General features: G+C 71.1%; 22 protein-coding genes and 1 pseudogene. 8 read left to right on the top strand and 15 right to left on the bottom strand.

Translation table 11 applies throughout. The features are described 5' to 3' along the window. Nucleotides 1–2: 2 nt before the first annotated feature. The 3 genes from NMN56_RS34105 (at nucleotide 3) to NMN56_RS34095 (ending at nucleotide 2520) form a co-directional block, all read left to right on the top strand. Nucleotides 3–842, top strand: a complete 840-nt coding sequence (locus NMN56_RS34105; protein WP_274047068.1) for a cyclase family protein — start codon at nucleotides 3–5, stop codon at nucleotides 840–842. Continuing rightward, on the top strand, nucleotides 823–1266 hold the full coding sequence (locus tag NMN56_RS34100; protein WP_274047069.1) for a nuclear transport factor 2 family protein: 444 nt from the start codon (nucleotides 823–825) through the stop codon (nucleotides 1264–1266). Before NMN56_RS34105 ends, NMN56_RS34100 begins: the two co-directional genes overlap by 20 nt. Before the next feature lie 81 nt (nucleotides 1267–1347). Beyond that, nucleotides 1348–2520 carry a nucleotide disphospho-sugar-binding domain-containing protein gene (locus tag NMN56_RS34095; RefSeq protein WP_274047070.1) on the top strand — a complete coding sequence of 391 codons (1173 nt, stop codon included), beginning with the start codon at nucleotides 1348–1350 and terminating at the stop codon, nucleotides 2518–2520. Between the two features lie 15 nt (nucleotides 2521–2535). On the opposite strand, the gene NMN56_RS34090 is transcribed toward NMN56_RS34095, so the two are convergent. The 4 genes from NMN56_RS34090 to NMN56_RS34075 all read right to left on the bottom strand — a co-directional run bounded on the left by NMN56_RS34090 (nucleotide 2536) and on the right by NMN56_RS34075 (nucleotide 7219). Then, a protein-coding gene (locus tag NMN56_RS34090; RefSeq protein WP_274047072.1) for an IS5 family transposase occupies nucleotides 2536–3467 on the bottom strand; the annotation gives its coding sequence in 2 pieces (ribosomal slippage) (nucleotides 2536–3132 and nucleotides 3135–3467; 930 coding nt in all). 171 nt (nucleotides 3468–3638) lie between these two features. Beyond that, the gene (locus tag NMN56_RS34085; protein ID WP_430542783.1) at nucleotides 3639–4898 is read right to left on the bottom strand and encodes a ketosynthase chain-length factor; all 1260 of its coding nucleotides are present in this window, start codon (nucleotides 4896–4898) and stop codon (nucleotides 3639–3641) included. Further along, a complete protein-coding gene (locus NMN56_RS34080; RefSeq protein ID WP_274047074.1) occupies nucleotides 4895–5920 on the bottom strand; it encodes a methyltransferase in 1026 nt (341 codons plus the stop codon). The genes NMN56_RS34085 and NMN56_RS34080 overlap by 4 nt, the downstream gene beginning before the upstream one ends. 60 nt (nucleotides 5921–5980) lie before the next feature. Continuing rightward, nucleotides 5981–7219 (bottom strand): nucleotide disphospho-sugar-binding domain-containing protein, encoded by a 1239-nt coding sequence (locus NMN56_RS34075; protein WP_274047075.1) that lies wholly within the window; start codon nucleotides 7217–7219, stop codon nucleotides 5981–5983. Between the two features lie 171 nt (nucleotides 7220–7390). Here NMN56_RS34075 and NMN56_RS34070 point away from each other — a divergent pair, with 171 nt between their 5' ends. Continuing rightward, nucleotides 7391–8101, top strand: coding sequence for a class I SAM-dependent methyltransferase (locus NMN56_RS34070; protein ID WP_274047077.1), 711 nt, complete (start codon nucleotides 7391–7393; stop codon nucleotides 8099–8101). A gap of 85 nt (nucleotides 8102–8186) precedes the next feature. Here the strand turns inward: NMN56_RS34070 and NMN56_RS34065 are convergent, their stop codons facing one another. The 4 genes from NMN56_RS34065 to NMN56_RS34050 form a co-directional block, all read right to left on the bottom strand. After that, on the bottom strand, nucleotides 8187–9377 hold the full coding sequence (locus tag NMN56_RS34065) for a nucleotide disphospho-sugar-binding domain-containing protein (protein WP_274047079.1): 1191 nt from the start codon (nucleotides 9375–9377) through the stop codon (nucleotides 8187–8189). Nucleotides 9378–9406: 29 nt separating this feature from the next. Further along, nucleotides 9407–10657, bottom strand: coding sequence for a nucleotide disphospho-sugar-binding domain-containing protein (locus NMN56_RS34060; protein ID WP_274047080.1), 1251 nt, complete (start codon nucleotides 10655–10657; stop codon nucleotides 9407–9409). A 131-nt stretch (nucleotides 10658–10788) separates the two neighbouring features. Continuing rightward, a complete protein-coding gene (locus NMN56_RS34055) occupies nucleotides 10789–11790 on the bottom strand; it encodes a hypothetical protein (RefSeq protein WP_274047081.1) in 1002 nt (333 codons plus the stop codon). Next, on the bottom strand, nucleotides 11787–13421 hold the full coding sequence (locus NMN56_RS34050) for an FAD-binding oxidoreductase (RefSeq protein WP_274047082.1): 1635 nt from the start codon (nucleotides 13419–13421) through the stop codon (nucleotides 11787–11789). Before NMN56_RS34050 ends, NMN56_RS34055 begins: the two co-directional genes overlap by 4 nt. Before the next feature lie 244 nt (nucleotides 13422–13665). Here NMN56_RS34050 and NMN56_RS34045 point away from each other — a divergent pair, with 244 nt between their 5' ends. The 3 genes from NMN56_RS34045 to NMN56_RS34035 all read left to right on the top strand — a co-directional run bounded on the left by NMN56_RS34045 (nucleotide 13666) and on the right by NMN56_RS34035 (nucleotide 17719). After that, nucleotides 13666–14670, top strand: coding sequence for an ATP-binding cassette domain-containing protein (locus NMN56_RS34045; RefSeq protein ID WP_274047084.1), 1005 nt, complete (start codon nucleotides 13666–13668; stop codon nucleotides 14668–14670). Next, complete coding sequence (locus NMN56_RS34040; RefSeq protein WP_274047086.1) at nucleotides 14667–15527, top strand: ABC transporter permease; 861 nt, start codon at nucleotides 14667–14669, stop codon at nucleotides 15525–15527. Before NMN56_RS34045 ends, NMN56_RS34040 begins: the two co-directional genes overlap by 4 nt. A gap of 368 nt (nucleotides 15528–15895) precedes the next feature. Beyond that, entirely contained in the window at nucleotides 15896–17719 is a 1824-nt protein-coding gene (locus NMN56_RS34035) for an AfsR/SARP family transcriptional regulator (protein ID WP_280842931.1), read from the top strand. Nucleotides 17720–17739: 20 nt separating this feature from the next. Here the strand turns inward: NMN56_RS34035 and rfbB are convergent, their stop codons facing one another. The 6 genes and pseudogenes from rfbB to NMN56_RS43440 form a co-directional block, all read right to left on the bottom strand. Continuing rightward, complete coding sequence (gene rfbB / locus NMN56_RS34030; protein WP_274047088.1) at nucleotides 17740–18720, bottom strand: dTDP-glucose 4,6-dehydratase; 981 nt, start codon at nucleotides 18718–18720, stop codon at nucleotides 17740–17742. Continuing rightward, nucleotides 18717–19775 carry a glucose-1-phosphate thymidylyltransferase gene (locus tag NMN56_RS34025; protein WP_274047089.1) on the bottom strand — a complete coding sequence of 353 codons (1059 nt, stop codon included), beginning with the start codon at nucleotides 19773–19775 and terminating at the stop codon, nucleotides 18717–18719. The genes rfbB and NMN56_RS34025 overlap by 4 nt, the downstream gene beginning before the upstream one ends. A gap of 169 nt (nucleotides 19776–19944) precedes the next feature. Next, on the bottom strand, nucleotides 19945–20940 hold the full coding sequence (locus NMN56_RS34020) for a Gfo/Idh/MocA family protein (RefSeq protein WP_274047090.1): 996 nt from the start codon (nucleotides 20938–20940) through the stop codon (nucleotides 19945–19947). 578 nt (nucleotides 20941–21518) lie between these two features. Next, a pseudogene (locus NMN56_RS34010) lies at nucleotides 21519–21925 on the bottom strand (DUF6009 family protein). After that, the gene (locus NMN56_RS43445; protein ID WP_430542782.1) at nucleotides 21922–22404 is read right to left on the bottom strand and encodes a hypothetical protein; all 483 of its coding nucleotides are present in this window, start codon (nucleotides 22402–22404) and stop codon (nucleotides 21922–21924) included. Before NMN56_RS43445 ends, NMN56_RS34010 begins: the two are co-directional and overlap by 4 nt. Then, nucleotides 22352–23407, bottom strand: coding sequence for a DNA primase family protein (locus tag NMN56_RS43440; RefSeq protein WP_430542781.1), 1056 nt, complete (start codon nucleotides 23405–23407; stop codon nucleotides 22352–22354). Before NMN56_RS43440 ends, NMN56_RS43445 begins: the two co-directional genes overlap by 53 nt. A gap of 457 nt (nucleotides 23408–23864) precedes the next feature. On the opposite strand from NMN56_RS43440, the gene NMN56_RS34000 reads away from it, so the two are divergent. Continuing rightward, nucleotides 23865–24074: a hypothetical protein gene (locus NMN56_RS34000; RefSeq protein WP_274047091.1), complete on the top strand. Its 210-nt coding sequence runs from the start codon at nucleotides 23865–23867 to the stop codon at nucleotides 24072–24074. A gap of 767 nt (nucleotides 24075–24841) precedes the next feature. Here NMN56_RS34000 and NMN56_RS33995 read toward each other — a convergent pair. Further along, nucleotides 24842–26065, bottom strand: coding sequence for an IS110 family RNA-guided transposase (locus NMN56_RS33995; protein WP_274047093.1), 1224 nt, complete (start codon nucleotides 26063–26065; stop codon nucleotides 24842–24844). Between the last annotated feature and the right edge of the window lie 142 nt (nucleotides 26066–26207).

Here is a 26207-nt window from a genome sequence, read left to right as displayed (position 1 = left end):
CCGTGCGAATCGTCGATCTCTCGACCCCGGTGGACGCCGCCGGCTGGGAGCCGCACCCCGTCGAGCACCGGGTGATCTCCCACGCCGAGGGCGCCCGGCACATGAGTGAGGAGATGCGTGAGAAGTTCGGCCTCGACTTCGACCCCGCGCACCTCCCGGGCGGCGAGTTCCTGTCCATCGACATCCTCGAACTCAGCACGCACAGCGGAACTCACGTCGACGCCCCCGCGCACTACGGCTCCGTCGGCAGCTACGGAACGCCCCGGACGATCGACCAGATGCCCCTGGACTGGTTCTACCGGCCCGGCGTGCTCCTCGACCTCACCGGCGTCGCCGGCAGTACCGCCGACGCCGCGCACTTGGAGGGCGAGTTCTCCCGCATCGGCCGCACCCCGGCCCCGCTCGACATCGTCCTGCTGCGCACCGGAGCTTCCCGCTGGGCGGGCGACCGGCGCTATTTCACTGACTTCGTGGGGCTCGACGCCTCGGCCACCGCCCTGCTCCTCGACCTGGGCGTGCGGGTCATCGGAACCGACGCCTTCAGCCTCGACGCGCCCTTCACCGACATCATCGAGCGCTTCCACACGACCGGGGACCACGGCGTGCTGTGGCCCGCCCACTTCGCCGGCCGTGACCGCGAGTACTGCCAGATCGAGCGGCTGGCCAATCTCTCGGCCCTGCCCGGGTCCGTCGGGTTCACGGTTTGCTGCCCTCCCGTGAAGATCGCCGGGGCGGGCGCGGGCTGGTGCCGGGCCCTCGCGCTCGTACCCGAGGACCACGAAGGCCACGAGGGCAGCTCCGCGCACGGAGAGGGGGCCGGCCATGCCGAGTCCGTCCGCTGACCCCGACGCCTTCCCCACTCTCTACAGCGGGATCCAGGACTTCTACGCCCGCCAGATGCGCTGCCTCGACAACGGGGCGGCCGAGGAGTGGTCCCTCACCTTCACCGAGGACGCCCGGATGGCGCTGCCCGGCCTGCCGCAGCCGCTGCGCGGCAGGGACGCCCTTGCCTCCGCGGTGCGCCGCGCCGCGCGCGACCTGGCCGAACGGGGCGAGGTCCACCGGCACTGGCACGGAATGCTCAGCGTGGACCGGCTGCCGGACCCGGCGGCCGTGCGGGCCAGTTGCTACGCGCTGGTGATCGCGACGCCCCGGAACAGCGAGCCGCGGCTGCACCGGAGCTGCGTCTGCGAGGACACGCTGGTGCGCGCCGACGGGCGCTGGCTGGTGCGCGAACGGGCGGTCACCCGTGACGACCTCCCCTGAACCAGCGCGAGGGGACGCCGCCGTCCCCTCGCCCTCCCCGCACTCGGCCTCCCCACCTCACCGCCAAGGGAAAGGACCCCCGTGCGAGTTCTGTTCATCACCTCAGGCTGGCCCACCCACTTCTACATGATGGCCCCGCTGGCCTGGGCGTTCCGTGCCGCGGGGCACGAACTGCTGGTGGGCTGCACGCCGTCCGGTGTCCCCGCCGTCTGCGGCGCCGGCCTGCCCGCTGTGGCCCTCGGCCCCGACATCGACTACATGGAGATCCGCCGCAGGATCCAGCCGCACGAGGACGCCGGGCACGCCGCCCCGGAATCCGCGGAGCAGGCCGCTGAACTGATGGCGCGACAGGGCGCCGAAGACATGATCGCCGCGTGGCAGGAGGTCGCCTTCGCCGGGACCGAGGACATCGTCGGCTTCGCCCGGTCCTGGCGCCCCGAACTGATCGTCACCGACCCGGTCCCGGCCGGGGGCCTGGTCGCCGCGCACGTCCTGGGCGTACCGGCCGTACGGCAGCTACTGTCCACCGACGTCCTGGGCTCCACCGAGAGCGAGGTCATGCTCGGCGCGCTGCCCGGGTTCGCCGAGCACTTCGCGCGCTTCGGCGCGCGCTTCGAAGGAGACCCGGCGCACCGCACCGTCGATCCGATGCCCCCGAGCATGCAGCTCCCGCCGGGCCCGGACCGGCTCCAGATGCGCTTCGTCCCCTACAACGGCCCCGGTGCGGCGCCCGGGTGGCTGCTGGACCCGCCGGAACGCCCACGCGTCTGCGTCACCTGGGGGTCGGCGGGCAAGGACGAGTTCCTGGCGCCCCAGGTGGCCGATGCCCTCAAGGACCTCGACGTGGAGGTCGTCGCGGCCGTCGCGCCGGGCCAGCGCGAGGCGATGCGGGGCGTCGGGCCGCACGTCAAGGTGGTCGAGTCCCTGCCGCTCGATCTCCTGCTCCCCACCTGCGACCTGATCGTCCATCAGGGCGGCTCCTCCACGATCCTGACCGCCGCGTGGCACGGGATCCCCCAGATGTCCGTCCCGACCATGGCCGCCGAGGTCGACGACGCGCGGGCCCACGAGGCGACCGGGGCGGGCCGCTGCATTCCCCAGGACGAGGCGGCGGCCGATGCCGTCCGCGACGGCTGCGCCGCCCTGCTGGCACAGCCGCGCTACCGGGAGGCAGCCGAGCGGCTGCTCCGGGAGATCCAGGAGCAGCCCACCCCCGCCCAGGTCGTACGTTCCCTCACGGGGCTCGCCGCTTAGGACTTGTCCGGTCGATCATGCGCGAAGCCAGATGACGAGGGCTGCGGCGGTCGCGGTGCCGAGGAAGACGTAGCCGCGCTTGTCATAGCGGGTGGCCACGGCTCTGGCGTGTTTGAGCCTGTTGATGGCCCGTTCGACGGTGTTGCGTTTCTTGTACCGCTCTTCGTCGAAGCCCGGTGGCCGCCCGCCGCGTGAGCCCTTGCGCCGGCGGGCAGCCTGGCTGTCGGTCTTCTCCGGGATGGTGTGCCGGATACCACGTTGTCGCAGGTAGTCGCGGCAGGGACCGTTGCTGTAGGCCTTGTCCGCCGCGACGCTGTCAGGCTTCCTGCGCGGCCTGCCCGGCCCGGTCCGCGGGACACGGATCTTCTCCAGCACCGGCTTGAACTGGGTGCAGTCCGCCCGCCGTCCCGGGGTGACGATCAGGGACAGCGGGCGGCAGCGGCCGTCCGCCCTCAGGTGGAGCTTGGTGATGAACCCGCCGCGCGAGCGGCCCAGGCCCTCACCTCCTGCACCACCTCCACCAGGCGGGCGAGGAGGCTCTGCCACGGCCTCTCGTCCTGGTGTTCTGCCGCTGCATCCCCCTTTGAGGCGGGCGCCGGCGGTGGTTCGGTGCGGGCGCCGGCCGCGTGCTGATGAGCCCGCACGATGGTGGAGTCGACCGAGACGTCCCAGTCGATCTCACCCGCCGCGTCAGCTGCGGCCTGAACCTGCTGGAGCAGCCGCTCCCAGGTGCCGTCGGCCGACCACAGGCGGTGGCGTTCGTAGACCGTCTTCCACGGGCCGAATCGTTCAGGCAGGTCACGCCACTGAACGCCGGTCCGTACCCGGTGCAAAATCCCGTCGATCACCTGCCGGTGGTCTCGCCACCTGCCACAACGCCTGTTGCTGACCGGCAGGAACGGCCGCAGCCGCTCCCACTCGGCATCTGTCAGATCGCCCCGCCCCATGCCCACATCAACGACACGACAACGGAGTAGTCACATGATCGGCCGGACAAGTCCTAGGAGCTGACCGGCACTTGCTGGGCAGGGGGAGCCCCTGTCCGTGCTCCCCCAAGCCCTCCGAGCAAGGGGTACCCCCACGCGGCGGAGCCGCATGAAGGAACACGGCCCCGCGCCCTATCGGGGCGCGGGGCCGAGGGCCATGGCCGCGTTGAAGCCGCCGTGCCCCCTGGAGAGCACCAGGGCGCGGCGCAGGGGCGCCTCCCGGGGCTCGTCGAGCACGAGGTCGAGGGCGAGGCCCGGGGCGGGGCGGGTGACGTTCGTCGTGGGCGGGATCACCTGGTCCCGGAGGGCCAGCAGGGCGGTGGCGACGTCCAGCGCGGCGCCCCCGGAACTGAGCCGCCCCGTCATCGTCTTGGGCGCCGTCACGGGCACGCTGTACGCGCCGAAGACCTCGGCAATCGCTGCGGCCTCCGCCCGGTCGAGCTCCGCGGTTCCGGCGGCGTCGGCGAAGACCACGTCCACGTCGCCGGGCAGGAGCCCCGCGTCATCCAGCGCGCACCGGGCGGCCCGGCCCAACTGCGGCTCGCCGTGCGGCGGGTCAAACGTGGCAGCGTAGCCCATGATCCGGCCGTAGGGGCGGCTCCGGGGGGCGCAGTCCCCGTCCTCCAGGACGAGGATCGCGCCGCCCTCGCCGGGTACGTGCCCGCGGGCCGAAGCGTCGAACGGCAGGTACGCGCCGCGGGGGTCACGGGCGGAGCTGACGCGGCCGGAGGCGAGCTGAGCCACCCAGCCCCACGGGCACAGCGCCGAGTCCACCCCGCCGGTGACCATCAGGCGGGCGCCCTTGCGCAGGTGCCGGCGGGCCGAGGCGATCGCGTCGATCCCGCCGGCCTGCTCGGTGACGACGCCGCCGCTGGGCCCCCGCAGGCCGTGGCGGATGGAGATCTGACCGGTGTTCACCGCGTAGAACCAGGCGAAGGACTGGTAGGCGCTGACGTGCCGGCTGCCCTTGCTCCACAGCTTCTGCAGCTCGCGCTGGCCGAACTCGAAGCCACCCGACGCGCTGGCGGTGACGACGCCGCTGTCGTCCCCGGCCGCCTCCTCGGGCCCGAGCCCGGCGTCGGCCAGCGCCTGCTCGGCCGCGACCAGCGCGAGCCGCGTCATCCGGTCGGTCTGGGCCAGCAGCCGCCCCGGCAGATGAACGGCAGCGTCGAACCCGGAGACCTCGCCAGCGAGCGTCGCCGGGTAGCCGGCGGCGTCGAACAGGGAGACGTCGTCGATGCCGCCGCGGCCGCGCAGCGTCGCCGACCAGTACGCCTCAAGTCCGAGCCCGTTGGGCGCGACGATGCCCATGCCCGTCACCAGCGGGGCGAGCGCCCACCGGTCGTCCGCGACGGGCGTGGCGGGAGAGTGCCGGGGAGTCCGGGATGTCATGAGTCGCGCACCGCGACGACGACCGCGTCACGGGTCACGGTCTCGACGCGCCGGACGCGGTGCACGCGGAATCCGCAGGCCCGTAGCCAGTCCTCGCAGTCGGACACCGTGTACTCCGAACCACCGTCGCGGATGAGCCGGCACCGCAGGCTCTGCACCAGGGCGTCGGGATCGGCGCGGTCCTCGTCGAGCAGCGCGTCGACGATCACCACTGTGCCGCCCGGGAGCACCGCTTCGCACGCCCGCGTCACCAGCCGCCGCCGGTCGGCCACCGGCCAGTCGTGCAGTACGTGGACGAGTAGCGCCACGTCCGCGGGCACCGGCGGGTCGTGGTGGAAGTCCCCGGCCTGGAAGGTCACCGCGCCGGTGGTGCCGTGGGCCGCCATGTGCTCGGTGAACAGCGGCTCGACCGCGGGCAGGTCGAGGACCGTGCCGCGCAGGTGCGGGTGGGCGCACACCAGATGGGCCGCCGTATTGCCGCGCGCACCCCCCACGTCCACGAACGAGGTGTAGCGGTCCCACTCGATGTGGCGGGCGAGTTCGTGGTTGACGAAGAAGTTGAACGCATCCATGTGGGCCATGAAGCGACGCAGGTGCTTGGGATCGCCGTAGGTCCGGGCGAACGCGTCCGGGCCCGCCACGGCGCCGGACTTCGCCGCACCGTCGTGGAGCGCGTCGGTCAGACGGCCCCACGCGTCGTAGTGGATGCGGCCGTGGCTCGTGACGCTGCCGCCGAGGTACACCTCCCCCCCGGGGAGCAGCAGCGTTGTGGCGGCGGTGTTGCGGTACGTCCCGTCGGCCCGTTCGAGGAAGCCGAGGGCCGCGAGGACGTCGAGGAAGTCGTGGGCCAGGTCCGGGTGCAGGCCCAGCGACTCGATGATCTGGCCGGCGGTCGCGGGGCCGTCCGCCAGCAGCGGGAACACCCCCACCTCCACCGCGCTGTGCAGGACCTTGGACCGGCAGTAGGCGGTGTTCACCTCGTTGATCCAACGCGCTGCCGGAAGCGGACTGTTCGCGTCCATCCCTCTCCCTCCCTGGGGTGCTGCCCGTTCGGTGCTGCCCGGTTGATTTCCGTACGGCGGTCAGGCCGCCAGCCGTTCCAGGGTCCGTACCGTCTCGGCGGGCGACGGCTGCGTGGCGATCTCACGGCGCAGGCGGTCCGCCGCCTCCCGGAACTGCGGGTCGTGGAGCAGCGCGTCCACACTGGCGTGCACGGAGTGGCGGTCGGCCTCGTCGGTGCCGAACAGCCACAGGCCCGCGCCCGTGGACGCGTGCGAGCGCGCGTCGGCCACCTGCTCCGGCAGGTAGGGGACGGCGAGCTGACGGACTCCGTAGTAGGCGGCCGTCAGCATCGTGGACGAGCCGCCCTGGTGGATGACCAGGTCGCAGCTCGGCATCAGGAAGTGCAGGGGCATCGATTCGAGCACCCGGACGTTCGCGCCCACCTGGCCGAGGCCGAGCATCTCCCGCTGACCGCTGCCCACCGTGACCACGATCTCGGCGTCGAATCCGGCGAGCACCTCCAGGATGTCGGAGACCAGGAAGTGCCGGCGGCCCGCCGACCACACCGTGGAGGTCCCCCAGGTCACGCACACCCGCGGCCGGGAGGGCGGCTCCAGCAGCCAGTCGGGGGCGGATCCCGGCCCGTTGTAGGGCACCCAGCGCATCGCGTGCCGCCGCGGGCCGGCCGGCGGCTGCATGCTCGGCGGGGACGGATCGACCGTCGCGGCGGCGGGGTCGCCGCTCAGCTCCATCCCGTACACCGCGCAGTGCTCGGCGAAGCCCGGGATCTCCTCCAGGAAGAGGTCCTCGGCCTCGACCGAGCCGATGACGTCGGTGGCCAGCAGGTGCCGCACCACGGGCACCCCGGTCACGTGCCCGGCCACCAGCGCGCTCAGGGACATGTCGTCCGTGACGATCAGCTCCGGCTGCCACGCGCGGGCGAATGCCACCAGGTCGGCGGTGGGCGTGAACGCCGTCTCCTGCCATCCCGACAGCACGTCCCCGATGCCGGACAGCCGGCGCGCCTCTTCCAGCCACGGTCCGGCGTCGTGCTCGTCCTCGGTGTAGCCCACCTCCTCCCACTGCGCCTCGTAGGGCAGCACCCGGCGGCGGATCTCGATGAAGTCGACGTCCCGGCCGACCTCGACGAACGGCAATCCGGCGGCGAGAACGGCGGACCGGCCCATGGGCGGGCCCGCGACACGGATCTCGTGGCCCGCGGTCCTGAACGCCTGGGCCAGCGACGCGACCATGTAGAGATGGGTGGGCCAGCCAGAGGTGTTGAAGAGCACCCGCATACGTTCTTCCCTCCTGATCATGAATCCCCGGTGTCCGGCAGACGCTGTCAGGGGCGTTTAGCAGCCCGCTCGAAAAGGAGGTGCGCCGCTGGTACGGCTCCGGGGTCAGCGGTCAGCCATTCGTTTACGAGGCGGCGATGGCACCGTCGGCGCGGTTGTGGGGCCAACCAACACACGAGAGGTATGGACGCCATGCTGTTCGGACAGGACCACGCCGACATCTATGACCTGGTCTATCAAGGACGCGGCAAGGACTACGCACAAGAGGCCGACGATCTGGCACGCCTGATCAAGGAACGCCGGCCGGACGCGGCGTCCCTGCTGGACGTCGCCTGCGGCACGGGAGAGCATCTCGCCTCGCTGCGCAAGTGGTTCGAGCGCGTCGAGGGAGTGGAGCTGGCCGAGGCCATGGTCACGGCCGCGCAGGCGAAGCTGAAGGACGTCACCGTCACCCAGGCCGACATGCGCGACTTCCAGCTGGGGCGCACCTTCGACGTGGTCACCTGCCTCTACAGCTCCATCGCCTATCTCGACGAGGCCGGCCTGTCGCGGGCGGTCGCCGCGATGACGGCGCACCTGGCCCCCGGCGGTCTGCTGGTCATCGAGCCATGGTGGCGCCCTGAGAAGGCGATCGACAACCGGGGGACCAGCGACATCCTGAACGGTGAGAACGTCACGGTGGCCCGCGTGTCGCACGGGGTGATCCGGGACGGCGCGCACCATCTGCAGTGCCAGTTCCTGGTGGCCGACGCCGACGGCATCCGGCACTTCACCGACACGCAGGTGCTGTCGCTGTTCTCGGTCGAGACCTACCTCGCGGCCATGCGGGACACGGGCCTCACCGCCGAGTTCATGGAGGGCGGTCCCTCGGGACGCGGCCTGTACGTGGGCGCCAAGAACTGACTCACCGCACCGGCAACGGAGAACGGCCCTCGCCCCACCGGCCGGTGGGGCGAGGGCCGTTCTCCGTTGCCAGTGCGGCTGTCCGTCAGCGCCGCGCGAGGTCCTCCAGGACGCCGACCGTCTCGACGGGGGTCGGCTGCGCGTGGATCTCCTCCTGGAGGCGCGCGGCTCCCTCGGCGTAGGACGGCTGGTTGAGCAGCGCGTCGAGCGCCTCGCGCAGCCGCTCCTCGTCCGCTTCCTCGGCGGGCAGCGCGATGCCCGCGCCGGTGCCGGCGTGCGCAGCCGCGTCATTCTGCTGCTCGGGCAGGTACGGGAGGGAGAGCTGCCGCACCCCGTAGTAGCCGCCGGTGAGCATGGACGAGGAGCCGCCCTGGTGGATCAGCACCTCGGTGGTCGGCATCAGCAGATGGATGGGGAACGATTCGAGCACCCGTACGTCGGGGGGAAGGTCGCCCAGCAGTTCACGCTGGCCGGGGCCGACGGTGACGACCACGTCGAGGTCGAACTCCGACAGCACCGCGACGACGCGCGGCACCAGGAAGTTCTCCTGCCCCGCCGACCATACCGAGGAGGTCCCCCAGGTCACGCACACCCGCGGTCTCGGCGGTGGGTCGAGGAGCCAGGGCAGCATGACGCCTTGCCCGTTGTAGGGGACCCAGCGCAGCTGCGTACGGCTGGGGCTCGGGGGCGGCTGGATGCTCGGCGGACACGGGTCGAGCGTCAGGTGCGCCGGGTCGCCCTCCAGGAGCACGCCGTGTTCGGCGAAGCGCTCGGCGAACCCCGGCAACGTGCTCAGGAGCGTCTCGCCTTCGAGCGAGCCGAGGATGTCGGTGGCGAGCAGATGGCGGACGGCCGGCACACCGACGACGTGCGCGGCCACGATTGCGCCCACCGACATGGTGTCGGCGACGACGAGATCGGGACTCCAGGAGCGGGCGAGGTCCACCAGGTCGGAGGTGGCTCCGAAGGTCGCCTCTTGCCAGGCCGAGAGGATCTCCCCGAACCCCTCGTCCTCCATGAGCTCCCGCAGTTCCTCGTCGCTCTCCGGCATCTCGTCGTCGGACAGCTCGTGGGGCAGGGCGCGCTGCCGGATTCCGATGAAGTCGATGTCGTCGCCGACGGTGACTGCGGGCAGGCCGGCCGCCAGCACGGCCGGCGTGCCGGAGGGCGTGGTCGCGATGCGCACGTCGTGCCCGGCCGCCCGGAGCGCCCAGGCCAGTGGGGTCATCAGATAGAAGTGGGTGGGCCACCCGGAGGTGGCGATCAGGACACGCATCTGTCAGCTCCGTTCAGCGGTGCGGCGGTTCAGCCGATGGACGCGCCGACCGGGACCTCGGTCCCGTCGGCGAGGGTCTCCAGGACCGGGACGACGGCGGCGGGACCCGGCTGCCGCGCCATCTCCTCGCGCAGCCGCTCGGCCGCCTTCCGGTACGCGGGTTCGGTTAGCAGTTTCTCGACGTCCGCGCGGATGACCTCGGTGGCCGCGTCGTTCCCGGCCAGTTCGTCGTGGCGCAGATGCCGGCCGGCCCCGACGCCCACGAGCCGCTCGCCCGCGAGGGTCGGCTCCGGCCTGCGGGTGATCGTGAGCTGCGGTACGCCCGCCCGTGCGCTGGTCAGCAGGGTTCCCGAGCCCGCGTGGTGGACCACGGCGTGGCAGGTGGGGGCGATCAGGTGCAGCGGCACCGACGTCAGCACCCGTGCGCCGGGCGGCAGTTCGCCGAGCGCCGCACGCTGGTCCTCGGTGGTGGCGATCACCAGTTCCGCGTCCAGGCCGGCGACGGCGTCCACGGCCGCCCGGAACATCCGCAGGCCGTCCTGCCCGAGCAGCCGCATCGTGGTCTCTCCCCAGGTGACGCACACCCTCGGCCGCTCCGAGGGCCGCGGCGCCCAGTCGGGCGCCTGCCCGGTGCCGTTGTAGGGCACGTACCCGACCACGGCGCGGGGGCAGGAGGTGGGGAGCTGCAGGCTGGGCGGGCACATGTCGATCCACAGGCCGGGCGCGGTGCGCACCGGCGTCTCGTACCGTTCGAAGAGCCGGGCGTACGCGGGCAGCGGCTCGGTGCCCAGCCCGCGCATCTCGATCTGGTGCAGCCCCGGACCGCCCCAGTGGTGGCTGACCGACGGCACCTCCATGACCTCGGCTGCGACCGGTCCGGCGAGGGTGACCGTGTTGTGGACGACGAGGTCGGGGCGCCAGCGCCGGGCCAGCGACACCAGCCCGCCCACCATGGCCTCCGCCATGGCCACCTGGAGCTCAGCCAGTCCGGCCAGCACGTCACGCTGGCCGTCGGTCAGCCGTTCGGGGTGGGCCGGGTAGTCGGCCGGCCAGCGTTCGTGGTCGTGCCAGGCCGCCAGCCGGCGGCTTCGGGCGATCTCCGGGAGGTCGATGTCCCGGCCGACCGCCGCCGCCGGCACGCCCGAGCCGGTGATGGTGCCGATCAGGGAGGGCGTGCTGGCGACGATCACCTCGTGACCCGCGGCGCGGCACGCCCAGATCGTCGGGACCATCGTCCAGTAGTGCGACTTCCAGGGAAAGGTGGTGAACAGGATCCGCAACTCCGCACCTCTCTCTTCCTTGTGGCCGTGTCGTATTGCCGTGCTGTGCCGTGGTTCCGGACGGGGTGGAGCCTCACAGCGGCCGATGGCATCTCGTTCGACGCCGGGTCCAGGACCGGGCCGCCGGGCCGTCAGACCGTGAGTTCGGCGACGAGACGGCGGTAGGTGTCGAAGGCCGGGCGCGGGGTGTAGTCGTCGCGCATGATCCCGAACCGGTGGAACTTGTCGTCGCTGGAGCTGTCGGCGTCGCGCAGCGCGTAGAGGCAGTAGCCGTCGATGGTGAGGGCGTCGCGCTGCCCATACACGGTGCGGACCACCGTCTCGATGACCTCGGCCTGGCGCTCCTCCGGACGGCCGGGGCCGGTCGCCCAGCCGTTCTCGGCGATGCGGAGGGGCACGGCCGGGTCGATGCCGGCCAGCGCGGTCAGGCTCGTCCCGCGGAAGAAGGTGAGCAGCCCCTCCACCCGCTCCGTCAGCTCGGCCATCGGTACCGGCATGAACACGTCCGGGAAGCAGTCGAATCCGACGTAGTCGAGGGCGCCGTGGAACCGCTCGTCGGCCAGCGCGCCCAGGCCCTTCCAGAAGGCGTCGTCGGGGTCGAGCGAGACGGCGGCGTTGAAGCCCACCTGCAACCCGGAGTGGCCCGCCTTCAGCGCCTCGTCCTTGGCGGCGATCACCCCTTCGACGAGGGCCTGGAGCACGTTCGGCATGCTGCCGTCGAGAATGGGATTGTCGACGTTCGGCTCCTCGCAGATCTGCAACGAGGAGATGTGCGCGCCGCTTTCTCGGACGGTCGCGCGGATGAACTCCAGCCAGGCGTCGAGGCGCCCGGACTCCTCCTGGTAGGCGAGCACCAGATCGAGGGAGCGCCCCTCCGTGGCGTAGCGCTCCGGTGCGACCAGGCTCACCCAGAGGTTGTCGGCGGTGGTCGGCTTGCCCATCGTCCGGTACGACAGGGTGGTGCCCGTCTCGGCGAACGAACGGTAGGCGCGGACCCGGAACGGCCGGTCGCCGCCCTGCAGATCACGGAGGGCCTGGGCGATTCGCTCCGGTTCGTCAGGGGTCGCCATCGGGGTGCCGTCCGCCTCCGCACCGGTGTCTCCGCTGGGGTATATGCCGAATGTGAAGCTCAAGGTTTCTCCTTCGGTCTGCGAGTGCCCGCGGGGCACCTCGCGGTGACGGGAGTGCCCCGGCCGCGGGGTGCGGCCAGGAGCACGGTGAGGTCTCGGTTTCGAACCGCCGTCCTGCCCTGGTAGAAGCCGGCGGCCGGGCGGATGGACAGTGCATGGCGGAAGATGTTCTGCGGATCCCAGGCGGCCTTGACGCGTTGCAGCCGCGGGTAGTTGTCGCCGTAGTACAGCCTGCTCCAGTGCACCTTCGAGGTGTTGAGGCGCGGGTCGGCGACGTCGGCGTCGGGGTAGTTGATGTAGCAGCCCGAGTTCGCCGGTCCCGGCACCGGGACGCCGCCGGTGTGGGCGTACATGTCGCGGTAGAACCGCCGGATCCACCGGAGCTGCGCGGCGTCGTCCGCCGGATCGTCCCAGGCGGTGGCGTAGAGAAGCTGCATCGTCGCGTCGCGATGCACCACCGCCGTCGCGTCGTGCGGGACCGCGCGCGCCCTGCCGCCGTAGGTGTGCATCGCCAGCAGCCCGTAGGGGACGGCCTCCCCGGCGCGAGACAAGTACTCGTACGCGATGTGTGCCTGACGCTCGGTCAGCCGAGTGCGGGCCGTGGCCGACTTCGCCTTGATCCGCCGGTCGAGCGGGTCGGGACCGTCGTTGTCGAGGGCGGCCACGAGCCAGGGGACCCGTTCGCAGCGCAGCTCGAACCGGGATCCGACCCGGTCGCCGACGGCCGCGATGTGCCGGTGCATCAGCTCCTCGCCGCCCTCCTCGACGGCGACCTGCCCGGCCAGTTCGACCGCCGGGCGCGCGGCCGACCGCAGGTTGAGCTCACTGAAGAGGGCCGCAGCCGGGTCGCCCGGCCGGCTGTGACGCTCGCACCAGGCGCCGTAGTTGAGGGTGAGCCGCGTGAACGCCGCCCGGTCCAGCTCGGACCACGGCCAGTCGGCGGAGAAGGTCAGCACCGTCCCGGGCGGCCGGGGCAGCGCCCGGGAGGGCTCCTCCCCGTCGGCGCCGGGGGAACGCAGCCAGTACCGGGTGACCACCCCCAGGTTCCCGCCGCCCGCCCCGGTGTGCGCCCACCACAGGTCGTGGTGCGGGTCGTCCGCGTCACGCGTGGCGACGACCGTTCGCACCGCTCCCCCGGCGTCCACGACCACGACCTCCACCGCGTGCACATGGTCGACAGCCAGCCCGTGCAGCCCGCTCAGCTTCCCGAAACCACCGCCCAGGATGTGGCCGCCCGCCCCCACCTCCGGATGCGCGCCGGCCGGTAACGTCACCCCCCAGCCGTCGAGCAGGCATTGGTAGACGTCGCCCAGCCGCGCACCGGGCTCCACGGCGAACGCCCGCCGTGCCGGGTCGAAACAGACCTCGGTCATCGCGGACATGTCGATGACGACGCCCACCTCTGGGTCGGCCACGAAGCCCTCGAAGCAGTGGCCGCCGCTGCGCACGGCGATCCGCCGCCCCGCGTTCACGGCACTGCGCAGCGCGTGTTCGACGTGAGCGGCGGAGTGGACCGCCCACACCTCGTCGGGCCGGCCCCGGAAGCGGGCGAACCCGCGGGCCGCCAGCCCCTCATAGCCGGCGTCCGACGGCCGTACGGCGTCCAGCCCGTTCCATTCCACCCGCCGATTCATGCGACCTCCTTTATTGCGCACGCCTTTCCGCCGCGCATACTACGCGGTCCCCTTTTGTGGGCAACATTCCATGAGAAGTGGCCGAATCACCCTTCCGGAATACTGGCTGCAGCCTCTCCCGGCCGCCCACGTTCCCTTACTTTCTGGGCCGTACGGAGGCGGGTTGCGCACATAAAGGAAAGCGGTAGCCTGCGGAACGTCCGGCACACCAGGCTCCGTGCCAAAACAAGAAAGAGGGCGAGTAATGAGTGCCCCCGAATTTACGATCGTGGCCGAAGGGCTGCGGAAAAACTTCAAGAAAACCGAGGCCCTGAAGGGTGTGGATCTCAAGGTCAGGGCGGGCACCGTGTGCGGGCTGCTCGGCCCCAACGGTGCCGGCAAGACCACGACGGTGCGGCTCCTGTGCACCCTGCTGCGCCCGGACGGCGGGCGCGCCGAGGTCGCCGGGCACGACATCGCCCGCGAGGCCCGTCAAGTGCGCACCCGAATCGGTCTGATCGGCCAGAACACGACCACCGACCACGTCCTGACGGGACGTCAGAATCTCATGCTCTTCGGGCGGCTCTACCACCTCGGCAAGCGCCAGGCACTCAGGCGGGCCGACGCGCTGCTGGAGCAGTTCGGGCTCGGCGAGGCCGCCGACCGCCAGGTCAAGCACTACTCCGGCGGGATGCGGCGACGGCTGGACATCGCCGCCAGCTTCATCGCCGCCCCCGATGTGCTGTTCCTCGACGAACCCACCACCGGCCAGGACCCCCGCCACCGCAGCGAGGTCTGGCGCTCGGTACGGAGCCTGGTCGACCAGGGCACCACCGTGCTGCTCACCACGCACTTCCTCGACGAGGCCGACCAACTGTGCGACGACATCGCGGTGGTCGACCAGGGGCAGGTCATCACGACCGGCTCACCGGAGCAGTTGAAGTCACGGATCGGCGGCGACCAGGTCGATCTGCTGCTCCGGCACGCGCACGCCCTGCCGCAGGCCGCCAAGATCCTGGCGAGGGTCGCCACCGGCGAACCGGAGACGGTCCCGGAGGCACGCCGCGTCAGCGCACCCGTCACCGACCGGCTCACGGCCCTCAGCGTGCTGGCCCGCGAACTGGAGGCGGCGGGCGTCGCGGTCGAGGACATCTCCCTGCGCAGGCCCACCCTGGACGAGGTATTCCTGCGGCTCACCGGCTCGCGGCCGAAGTCCGCGCAGGAAGCGGAAGGCGACGACGAGATCCTGGAAGAGGGTGTCCCGGCATGACCGTCACGGACGTACGTACCCCGCGCGACGCCCCGACCCGCATCGTGGCCGTCCCACGCACGCCCCTGAGCCGGCTGCGGTGGGCGGTCACCGACACCTGGGTGGTCGCCCAGCGCGACCTGGTCCACTGGGTGCGCAGCCCCGCCCAGGTCTTCTCCGGGCTGCTCTTCCCCGGGATGATGGTGCTGCTCTTCGGCTACGTCTTCGGCAGCGCCATGACGGTGGAGAACGGCGGCGACTACCGTGAGTTCCTGATGCCCGGCCTGTTCGCGCTCGTCATCATCATGGGCGTGGGAGAGACGGTGACCGCGGTCGCCGACGACGCCGGCGCGGGCGTGACCGACCGGTTCCGCTCGATCCCGATGTCCCGGGTCGGGGTGGTCGCCGGACGCTGCCTCGCCGACATGATGAACTCGGTGATGGGCCTGTGCGTGCTGGTGCTGTGCGGCCTCGTGGTCGGATGGCGGGCAGGCGGCTCGCTGCTGGAGAGCCTGGCGGCCGTGGCCCTGCTGCTGTTGCTGCGCATCTCCATCGTCTGGATCGGCATCTATCTCGGTCTGCTCGTCAAGACGCCCGAGGCAGCGGCCGCGGTGTGGACCCCGCTGTTCCCCATCGCGATGATCTCCAACGCCTTCGTCTCCCCCGAGCAGATGCCCGGCTGGCTCAGGGTGGTGGCCGAACTCAACCCGATGTCGGCGACGGTGACGGCGACGCGGGAGCTGTTCGACAACCCGGGCACCGGCGGGACGTCGTGGCTGTCGGAGAACGCCCTGCTGATGGCCGTGGTCTGGCCCGCGCTGGTCACCGCGATCTTCTTCCCGCTGGCGGTGCACCGCTACCGCAAGATGAGCCGCTGAACGCGCGACCGAACCCGCCCGCCCCTGGGCCGCCAGGGGCGGGTGTCCGCGTGCGTGTCCCGAGTTTCCACGGCGAACTTCCGCCGACCCGAGGGGGACACGGCACCACTCCGGCCCCAGCGGACTTCAAGCGACACGCGACTGAAATCCGCCCAGAGTCCTCTGCCATGAGGACAGCAGTCCGAGGGGAAGGGCGAGAGCCGGCCGTACGCCGAGACATCACACTCCCCCAATCACCACTCCTGCCGTCAGACCCCCGCCGCTTCGGTGTGACCAAGATAGCTGACGTTCGTCACCGCGCGATCTGTTAAACCCTGCAATCTCCCGTAATGTCCAAGCACCTGCGAACCATCGCCTCAGGAGAAGACATGTCGGTCAACAGTGATCTCAAAATCCGCATTCTGGGCCCCTTGGAAATGACGCTGAACGGCCAGGACATCACCCCGACCGCTCCGAAGCAGCGACAGCTCCTCGCGCTGCTGACCCTCCGCAGAAACAGCATCGTGCGCGCCGCCGAACTCATCGACGAACTGTGGGGCGAGAATCTCCCCAAGACCGCGATGACGACCATGCAGACCTATATATACAAACTCCGGGCCATGTTCATCGCCCACGGCGTGGGAGAGCCGCTGCACACCGCGCAGACGGGCTATATGCTCAGGATCCCGGACGACGCCGTGGATGTGCACTGCTTCGAGCGCCTGGCGAACGAGGGCCGGAATCTCCTGGACAACGGCGAACTCGACGCCGGTACCGAGGTGCTCACCGAGGCGCTCGGCGTATGGCGGGGTGCCGCGCTCGTCGATGTGGAGGCGGGAGAGCTGCTCTCCGCCTACATCACCCAGATGGAGGAGGCGCGCTTCCGTGCCCTGGAACTGTCGATCGACGCCGATCTCCACCTCGGCCGGCACCTGGAGCTGATCAGCGAGCTGAAGTCGCTGGTCGCGCTGCACCCGCTGCACGAGCGTTTCCACGCGGCCCTCATGACGGCCCTCCACCTCGCAGGACGGCGATACGAGGCGCTGGAGATCTTCCGGAAGCTGCGCGCGAACCTGCGCGCCGCACTCGGCGTCGAGCCGGGGGGAGAGGTGCAGCAGGTGCACCGGACCCTGCTCGACCCGGACCAGTCGCCGCCGGTCCCGCAGGGCGGCCCCGCCCACCGCTGGCTCCCGGCGGCCGCCCTACCGCCCGCGCAGCTCCCCTTCGTCCCCGAACTCGTCGGCCGCCGCGCCGAACTGCGCGAGATCGTCGCCCATCTCGGCCCCGAGGCAGAGCGCGTCCCCGGCGCCGCCCCGCCGGTGGTCGTCATCAGCGGGATGTCCGGCGTCGGCAAGACCGGGCTAGCCGTCGCCGCCGCGCACGGCCTGCACCGGCACTTCCCCGACGGGCAGCTCTACGCCGAGTTCCCCACGGCCGCCCCGGCGCCCCGGGTGGCCGCCCACGTCCTGGCCGGATTCATCCGCGCGCTGGGCGGCGAGTCCGTGCACCTCCCCGACGATCCGGGCGAGCAGGCGAACCTCTTCCGGTCGCTGGCGGCCGGGCGCAGGCTGCTCATCGTGATCGACGGCGCGACGTCCGCCGCCGACCTCCGCCCGCTCATCCCCGCCGACTCGAACCACGCGGTCATCGTCACCAGCCGCTTCCGCCTGCACGGCTTCGAGTACGGCCACACCATCGAGCTGCGGCCCCTGGAGCCGGCCGAGGCGCTGGAGCTCCTCGCGGGCATCGTGGGCAAGCGGCGGGTGGAGGCGGAGCGGGCGTCGGCCGTACGGCTGGTCGAGCTGGTCGACGCGCTCCCCCTCGCCCTGTGCGGGCTCGGCAGCAGGCTCGCCGCACAGCCCGAACTCTCCCTCGGCGAGCTGGTCCGGCTCATGAAGTCCCCGGTCGGCCGACTCGACGGCCTGCGATCCGGCGACTTCGACCCACTGGAGCGCCTCAACGCCTTCTACCTGAGCCTCGACGCGCGGGAGCAGAGCGCCATGAGGGTGCTCTGCACGCTGCCGACCTCGCGGTTCACCGCCAGGTCGGCAGCACGGGCGCTGCGCTGGGGCGCCATCGACGCCGAACTCACTCTTGAACGGATGGTGGACTGCCATCTGCTGACACTCAGCCGCGACGACACCGGGCAGGTCTTCTACAGCTTCCCGGAACTGACCCACGCCTACGCCAGAGGACTGACCGCCTCCGCCTGAGCCCTGTCCCCGCTCTGCTCCTACTCCCGCCCCGGCCCGGCGCCCGCGCCCCACACCGAGGTCCCGTGCTCGCGGTACCACCGCACCACATCGGCCAGCCCCTCGTCGAACGGGACCCGGGGGGCGAAGCCGAGTTCCTCGCGGGTCCTGCTCCAGTCCAGCGCGTAGCGCCTGTCGTGCCCCTTCCTGTCGGTAACGGCCCGCACCTGGTCGGGCCGCGCTCCGCACAGCGCCACCAGGCGGTCGGTGAGCTCCCGGTTGCTGAGTTCGGTGCCGCCGCCGATGTTGTATATCTCTCCGGGCAGACCGGCTTCGAGCACCCGCTGCACGGCGCGGCAGTGGTCGTCCACGTGCAGCCACTCGCGGCGGTGCAGGCCGTCGCCGTACAGCGGAACGCTCTCCCCGCGCAGCAGGCGCAGCACGAACCGGGGGATGATCTTCTCGGGATACTGGCCCGGGCCGAAGTTGTTCGAGCAGCGGGTGACGACCACGGGCAGGCCGTGCGAGCGATGGTAGGCGCGGGCGAGCAGGTCGGAGCCCGCCTTGGAGGCGGCGTAGGGGGAGTTGGGCCGGAGCCCGTCCGCCTCGTGGAAGTCGCCATTCTCGATCGAGCCGTAGACCTCGTCGGTCGACACGTGCACGATCCGTTCGACCCGGTGTCGCAGGCAGGCGTCGAGGACCCGCTGGGTGCCGAGCACATTGGTCGTCACGAAGTCGCCGCAGTCGTCCAGCGAGCGGTCGACGTGGGATTCGGCCGCGAAGTGCACGGCCATTGACTGCCCGGCGACCAGATCGTCCATCAGCTCCGCATCGCGGATGTCGCCTTTGACGAAGGTGAGGCGGGGATGGTCCATCGGCAGCAGCTCGGTGCTGCCGGCGTAGGTGAGCTTGTCCACGACGGTGACGTGGGAGCTCTCGAACCCCCGGTGCCGGCCGTTGAGGAGACCGCGCACATAGTGCGAGCCGATGAACCCCGCGCCCCCTGTGACCAGGATCCTCATGACCGGATCACCACCCGGCTGCGGTCGCCCACCACCAGATGATGGGACTCGTCCGCGCGGTCCACGACCGCGCCCCGCCCGATCACCGAGTCCCGGATGGCGGGCACCCCGCGCACCGAGGCGCCGTCGAGCAGGATCGCCCCCTCCACCCCCGCGTCCGTGAGGACGCAGTGGTCGCCGACCGAGGTGTGCGGGCCGATGACGCTGCCGCTCACCACCGCGGACCGCCCGATCAGCGCGGGGCCCCTGATGCGCGAGCCGGCGACCCGCGCACCCTCCTCGATCCGCACCGGCCCGAGGATCTCGCAATCCGCGTCGACCCGGCCGTGGATCCCGGGCACAAGCAGCCGGAGCATCTCGCGGTTGCAGTCCAGCAGGTCGCTGACGCGCCCGGTGTCCCGCCAGTAGTCCGCGCAGGTATGCGCCGTCACCGGATGGCCGTGGTCGATGAGCCAGCCGATCGCGTCGGTGATCTCGTATTCGCCGCGGCTGCCGAGGGCGTTGCGGCGTACGGCCTCGTGGACCGTAGGCGAGAACACGTAGACCCCGACGATCGCCAGGTCGCTGAACGGCTCGGGGCTTTTCTCCGCCACTGCGGTCACGCGGTCGGCGCCGTCCACCTGGGCGATGCCGTACTCGGCGGGGTTCCCGACCTTGCCGACCATCAGCGTCGCGGCCGGCCGTGCGCCGCGGAACGCGTCGACGACCCCCTGGATGCCGCCCAGGACGAGGTTGTCCCCCAGATACATCACGAAGTCGTCATCGCCGAGGAAGTCCTGGGCGATGGCCACGCAGTGTGCCAGACCCATCGGCACCTCCTGCGCGATGTAGGTGACGGAGAGGCCGAACCGTTCGCCCGACCCCACCGACTCCCTGATCTGTTCGGCCGTGCCGCCGACCACGATGCCGACATCGGTGATGCCCGCGTCCCGGACGGCTTCGAGGCCGTAGTGCAGCACCGGTTTGTTCGCGACCGGAATCAGTTGCTTGGCGGTCGAGTAGCTGAAGGGACGGAGTCTCGTCCCGAGACCGCCAGCCAGTACTAGAGCCTTCATGTTCCGCCTTTCCCCAAGGAGAGCGGACGCGCCCCCGGAGTCGCGGGCGTTCCGGCTGGCTCTGCGTGAGACGGACATGCTCGCCCACGCTCGTCACACCGGATTAGACGATCGCTCCACCCCGGTCCACCTGCGACGACGCCGGCACTTCACGCTGCTTCACGCCACTTCACACCGTGACGCGCACGGCCTTGTCCTCGACTTGGCGCACCAGCCGGGCCTGCCGCATGCTCGCGTCCGCCCGGGCCTCGGTGCCGGTGCCGGTGCCGGTGCGCGCCGCGTGGACGAAGTGGCGTACGAGGCCGCCGTACTGGTCGTCGGCGGGCAGCACGATCTCCTCGCGGTGGTCCTGGCGCTCGACCCGTCCGACGGGCAGGTGGTCCGGCGGCGGGGTGAACACCCGGTCAAGCCGGAGCCGGCCGATGCTGCCGGCGAACTCGCAACTGGTCCGGTAGGAATGATCCATCCCGAACTCCAGGTCGGCCGTCACCCCGCCCGGGGCGACCGCCAGGATCCGGCCGGAGTCGACGGCGCCCGTCCGAGCGCGGGAGCGCAGGACGGCGGCGATGATCTCCACGTCGGCGCCGAGGAAGTGCAGGGCCGCGCGGATCGGATAGACCCCGAGGTCCAGCAGGGCTCCCCCGCCCACCTCCGGCTGGTAGCGGATGTCGCCGTCGGGCCGGGGCGGGATCGTGAAGGCGCTCGCCATGCCCCGGACCTCGCCGATCACCCCGTCGTCCAGGAGAGCGCGTACAGCCGCGTGCTGCGCGTGATGCGGGAACGGGACGTTCTCCAGCAGCACGAGCCCGCGTTCCGCGGCCAGCCGCAACAGTCGTTCCGTACTGCCGGGATCGGCCGTCAGCGGCTTCTCCGCGAGCACGTGCTTGCCCGCCCGCAGCGCCTTCTCGGTCCACTCGGCGTGCAGCATCGGGGGAAGCGGGAGATAGACCGCGTCGATGTCCGGTGCGGCTAGCAGCGCGTCGTACCCGAGCACCGGCTCGCAGCCGAACTCCTCCGCGAAACGGGCGGCCTTCGCCGCGTCCCGGCTGGCGACGCGCATCAGCCGGATGCCGGGCTCGGCGGCGAGGACGGGCAGCATGCGTCGCCGGGCGAAGTCCGCACAGCCGAGCACGCCGCAGCGCAACGGTGACGCCGATGGGTCCATGGTGCCTCCTCAATTCGACCTCGGACTGGCCATGTCGCTTTCTAGGGATGCCGCTTCGCGGTGGCTTCGGAAGTCACTGGGAAAGCGAGGGTGACGAGGGCGCGGTAGTCCTCGTTCCACAGGTCCTCGTCCGCGTCCGGCAGCAGCAGGACGCCGTCGGGGCGCAGGGCGTCGATCGCGTCCTGCCGTGTGTGAGCTTGTGATTTATCCAGTTCGGCGTGGTTTGGTGCCGGTCTTGTGGTGGGCCAGTCTGCGGTAGGACTCGCCAGTGGCCAGGAGTAGGCCCACGTCGTAGCGGTTCGTGGGACGGCGGTTCTTCGAACCGGGCGGGCGACCCGTGCCGGGGCGGAGGGTTTCGGCACTGCGGCTGGAGTTGGGGTCCTGTCACGCAGGTGCGGGCGGTGGTCGTCGTGAAGCGGCGGCCCGCCACCGTCGCGCGGTATCCCAGCGACTGAAGCGACGGGAGCACGTATGGAGCTGCAGGGGCTTGAGCGCCCCGCAGCGCGGGCGTTTCGGCGGACAGCGACCGGAGCGACTCAAGCCGAGGACGGGCGGAGGGCGGAGGCCCTGTTCGGTTCCTAGACCCGCGGGAGCTCTGTGCCCATCTCGCGCATGGCGTCGGAGACGGGGCCGCCCTCGCAGCGTTCGGTCTTGTAGCCCTTGACGGTCGGTTCCAAGGTGCGGGAGTCGACGGCTTCGGAGGGGGCCGCCGGTGGCGTACAGGCCCTCGGGGGCGCCTGGTCGCGGTCGTGGGGGGCGAGCCGGAAGACGCGGCGTAGCCAGGTGCCGGAGGCGCGGGAGGGTTTGGCGTCCTTGGTGAGGGTGGCGTAGCCGACGAGGCGGGCGTCGCGGTGGTAGGGGGCCGGCGGCGGCGGGAGGAGACGCGGTCGAGGGACTGGCGGACGTAGTCGAGGCCGTCGGTGTCTGCGAGCCGGACGAGTGCCTCCTCGTGGGCGAGGTCTTCGGGGCCGATGAGCGCCCTCACGGGGTCTCCCCGTCAGGGGTGTCGGCGATCAGGCCGATGCCGGGTAGAACTTCTCCTGCTTCGAGGCGGCCATCTCCTTGGGGGAACGCATACCCAGCGTGTCGCGGACGCGTGCGGCGCACGCGCGGCTGGATACGGGAGTTGCTCCCCCACTCTCGCACCAGCGGCAGTAGGCCAGGTAGAGGTGCTTGTGTTCGGCAGGCCAGGTAGAGGTGCTTGTGTTCGGCGCGGAGGCCGGGGGCGGTCTTGCAGGTCTCGGTGAGGAAGCGGCCCATGTGGTCTTCGGTCTCGGCGTAGGCGGTGGTGGCCACACGGACGCGTTCGGGGCCGGTGAGGTCTTTCTCGCCTGCGAGGTAGCGGCGGGCGCCGCCGATGAGCCAGGCGAGGATGCCGGGGCCTTCCTCGCGCACCAGGATGCCGGCGAGGTTATCGATCTTGCGTTCGTCGGGGCTGATCCGCTCGAAGGGGATCAGGCGCATGCGGCGCCACAAGGCGTAGCCGCCGGCGCCGACTCCGGGGCGGTGGCTGCCCAGCAGGAAGAGCTTGTGGGGGGGTGAAGGAGAAGAAGTCCTGCCGCATGCGGCAGGTCTTGAGCTGGTCGCCGCCGGTCAGCAGTTTGACGCGGCATTCGCCGAAGCGGTCACCGGCCTTCAGTTCGCTGCACACGATGACACGGCGTCCGTGGAGTTCGGCGAGGCCGGTGGGGTGGCTCTCGAAGGTTTTCGCCATCAGGAAGCCGGGCGGGGCGGCGTCCGCGTAGTCGCCCAGGAGTTCGACGATGACGTCCAGCAGGACCGGCTTGCCGTTCTTGCCCTGGCCGTAGAGGAAAGCGAGGACCTGGGCGCCGACGTCGCCGGTAACGGAGTAGCCGAGCAGCAGGTGCAGGTAGCGGATCATCTGGCAGCCTTCAGGGTCCTGGCCGAAGGTGTCGGCCAGGAACTGGTCCCAGCGTGGGGTGGGCATCTGCTCGGGGGCGGTGAGGGCGCTGCGGGAGTGGAAGTCGTGTCCGGGGTCGGGGGGCTGGAGACTGCCGGTGGTCAGGTCGACGATGCCGCCGGGCGTGCACAGCTTGTAGGGGTCGGCGTCCAGGAGGGAGGCGTCCAGGCGCATGCCGCGGGCGGCGCGGGCCTGTTGGAGAACGGCTTTGATGCCGGAGGTGGACATGGCGCGTTTGCGTTCGCGGCGCATTTCGGCGTCGGTGTAGGTGCCGGTCGGATCGGTGGTGGCGAGTTCTTCGGCCATGTCGCCGACCGCCCATACGACGCTTTCATGCTCGTCGGGCTGCCAGCGCGCGCCGGACCAGCGGTACCAACACCACGGCATACGCCGACGGCGCTGCCCCGCCCGTCCTGAGATCGACTGGGAGCAGCTGCGCGCGGTGCGGAACGGCCGGCGCTCGCCGCTCGTGTCAGTGGGCGCCGGCTTCGAGCAGGCCATGCGGCGGCGCACCTCGTGCGGTGGCAGCGTCCACGCTTTCGCCATGCCCGCCCCCCGCCTTTTTTGTGGGCGCCACGCCTATCGGCGCGGCTCGTGCGGTGTCACCGGCTCGATGTCGCCCGGTCGTGGCGGGCGGCGGGGCCCGCTTCCCGTTTCGCCTGCTCGCTCCCGCCCCTCGTCCGTCTCCGTTGGTGCGTTCTGGAGAGTTGTCGGGCTCCTCGGTGCCGCTTACCACGGGGCCTGGCCTGGGCTGGTTCCGCTGTTCGTCCGCAGGCGGGTGTGCCCTTTGATGTGCCCCCTGGTGTGACTCCTACTGGTACCTGTGCTGTGACCTCGAAAACGGCGGTATGGCGCTCCGGGGCGCCGGTGGTGATGCCCGGCGCGCTGTTATATCCGGTCAAACGTGGGGCGCTCAGCGCCAACTGCGTCGGAAGACGTGCGGCCGATCACCCGGGGGCCTTACAAGGAGGGGACCGGCGACAGTGCGCAGGGGGGCGGGCAGGTGCTGACGATCAATATGGCGGTGCTCTTGGCGGTCATCGTCGTCGTGCGGCTGCGGCGCAGGACCGAGGCCCGCAGTCGCGTCGACGAGAAGCTCACCGTCGTCATCGTGCTGCTGCTGGGCCTGCTCCTCGCTCCTACTGATCTCGGGCAGGGCATCCTCAACGCGGCTGGGAAGATGGTCGAGCAGGTAGCCCAGATCAAGCTGTAGGGCGGGCCCCGATGTCCGCCGGTTGTGCGCTCTCCAGGTACTGCGGCACGGTCTGGCGGCCGGACTTCTCCGCCCGGGCCCGGCGCATCGTCCACTGTGCCGTCCGTGTTCGAGTGCCCGGAGCTTTCAATCGGTTCTCGAACACCGCCGTCCCGGGCGTCTCCGCACCTGGGGCTGTGTCGAGCCATGTTGTCCAATAACTCGAACGGCACGATGACGAGGCGCCTGGCTGTGAGAGACGGGGTGGGGCAGTTGGTACAGAGGACGTCCGAGAATGTTTTGTGGGTCTCCTTTGTCGGCTCGTTCGCTGCCCGTTCCGTCGCGATCGGGACAACGAGCGGTCTGGTCGGCCGTCTCCGTGGTCTGCAAGTCGGCTCGCCGGTGCCGCTTCACCTCATGTGGCAGATGCGCGGCGGGATGGCCCTTGAACGAGCCCTGCACCGGCGCTTTGCCACTTACCGGAAGTACGGCGAGTGGTTCGGCTTCGGTGAGGACCATCCGGTGGCGCTGGTCGCCACCGTTGCTGTCGGCCTCGGTGATCGTGAGTTCCCGCGTGATGACCTGGCGGGCAGGGGGGTGCCCCTATCTGTTTCGTCAATCCTGGTGGGGTCGGTTCGCGGGGTTCGCGATGGTTTCGGGAACGCCCTGCGAGGCGGGGTGTTCCCGGCGGATCGGGTGGCGGGTGGGCAGCCCGGTGGTCGGCAGGGCCGGAGGGCCGTGCCGGTGCGCGGGCGTGATGGGGCCTGGAGGGTAGGGCGGTGGAGGCGTCAGGCGGCGAGGTCGATGTCGTGGGGGGTGCGTGGTTCGTAGAGGGCGCCGGTGCGGATCATCGCGTGGATGACGTTCACGCGCTGGCGGGCCAGGCGGAGGATCGCTTGAGTGTGGGTCTTGCCGCGTGCGCGCCGGCGGTCGTAGTAGATCCGGGAGGACAGGTCCGTCTTGCAGCCGATCGCGGCGAACGCGGCCTGGAACAGGGCGCGTTCGAGGAGCCGGTTGCCGCGGTGGGGTGCGTGCTCGCCGCGGATGGAGGTGCCCGAGGACTTCGTTGTGGGGGCGAGTCCGGCGTAGGAGGCCAGGTGCCCGGCGGTGGGGAAGGTGGTGCCGTCACCAACCGCGACGATCACCGCAGCCGTGGTCCTGACGCCCATGCCGGGCAGGGACGTCAGGAGGTGGAAAAGAGGGAGGGCCTCCAGCAGGGCGGCGATCTCCTGCTCGGCCTGATGGCGCTGGGTGTGGGCGGCGGCGAGCTGCGCGGCCAGGCCGGGCACGATCAGCGCGGAGGTCTCGGTGCCCGGGACCACGAGGGTCTGCTCGGCCAGCGCCTCGAAGATCTCGGCGGTGAGGTGGGCGGCCTTGCGCGAGCCGTGTGCCTTGAGCAGGGCCTCGCAGTGGGCACGCCCCAGCTTCCTGATCTTCGCGGGGGAACCGTGCTTGGCCAGGAGGGCCTGGACGTAGGGGTAGGCCAGCCGCTTGCCCAGGACACGCTCCAGGGAGGGGTGGATCTGGGAGAGCAGGCCGCGCAGCCGGTTGGTGGTGCGGTTGACCTCGCCGGCCAGGTCATTGTCGTAGCCGGTGAGCATGGTCAGCGCCGCCAGCGTCTCCTCGTCCCGGTCGATCGCCCGCAGGGTGTGCGGCATCGTGCGGGCCGTGTCCGCGATCACGAAGGCGTCGCGGGCATCCGTCTTGGCCTCGCCCGGATAGAGGTCGGCGGCCCGCCGCATCGACAGACCGGGCAGGTAGGCGACCCGGCAGCCCGCCGCCCGGGCCGCGGTGATGGGCAGGGCACCGATGTTGGCGACCTGGTCGACCACGACCAGGACGGTGCCGAACTTCGCGACCAGCTTGGTGAACAGCTCCAGCAGCTTCGGTTCGGTGTTGGGCAGCCGTCTGTCGTGGACGGTCTTGCCCTGCCCGGTCAGACCGCGGGCGTGGTGGAACTCCTTGCCCAGGTCAAGGCCGAGGAACAGATCTGTGCCGACGGTGTCGACCATGCTCGCATGCCCCCTCGACGTGCACTCATGTCCGATCCTGGCCGTCCCTGCGGCACCACACGCCGGCAACCACGTTACGCAGACATCCCCGCCCAAAAGCGGTCCGGCATTGCGCCGGACCGGACGGTCGTCAGGCCCCTCA

Origin of the sequence: Streptomyces iconiensis (assembly GCF_028657195.3) — a bacterium.
Taxonomy (GTDB): Bacteria; Actinomycetota; Actinomycetes; order Streptomycetales; family Streptomycetaceae; genus Streptomyces; species Streptomyces iconiensis.
The sequence above is the reverse complement of the archived record's forward strand: the minus strand, read 5'-3'. Positions and strand labels throughout refer to the sequence as shown.